This is a genomic window from Pseudoalteromonas sp. SG41-5, assembly GCF_014164495.1.
Classification (GTDB): domain Bacteria; phylum Pseudomonadota; class Gammaproteobacteria; order Enterobacterales; family Alteromonadaceae; genus Pseudoalteromonas; species Pseudoalteromonas rhizosphaerae.
The window spans coordinates 1-576 of the sequence record NZ_JACJFH010000276.1 but is presented as its reverse complement, the minus strand read 5'-3'; the positions used below and the strand labels follow the sequence as shown (position 1 = coordinate 576).

Genomic DNA, 576 nt, shown 5'->3' with positions numbered 1-576 from the left:
ACAGCCAAATCTATATCAAGAACAAAGCTTTATAGAGCGCGTCAGTTTATTGCTCACTCATGAAATTGATACGCGTGAGCAAAGAAAAATCGACCGGCTAGTGCGACACGCTAAATTCCGCTTACAGGCTCAGTTAAATCAACTGATTTATTCACCAACACGTAATATAGAAAAAGCACAGATACGTAATTTAAGCCAAAATAGCTGGCTGAACTTACACCAAAATATCTTAATCACTGGGGCAACAGGCTGTGGAAAAACCTACCTTGCGTGTGCCTTAGGACATGAGCACTGTCTACAAGGAAAAAGTGTTTACTATATTCGATTAAAAGAACTACTCGAAAGCCTGTTTCTAGCACAAGCAGATGGTAGTTACCGGAAATTACTGGCGAAGTTAATAAAGTATGATCTATTGATCTTAGACGACTGGGGGCTTGAACCACTGAGTGCACAGCAACGAGGTGACTTACTCGAATTAATCGATGCGCGGTATGGGTATAAATCACACATAATTATAAGCCAGCTACCACAGGAAAACTGGCATGAAATGATAGGAGAATCAACCCATGCTGACGC

At 41.1% G+C, this 576-nt stretch carries 1 protein-coding gene; it reads left to right on the top strand.

All coding sequences use genetic code 11. The annotated features are described in order from the left end of the window. Positions 1-576 (top strand): IS21-like element helper ATPase IstB (gene istB / locus H5232_RS23585; protein WP_182831711.1); only part of this gene is annotated, 576 nt, incomplete at both ends.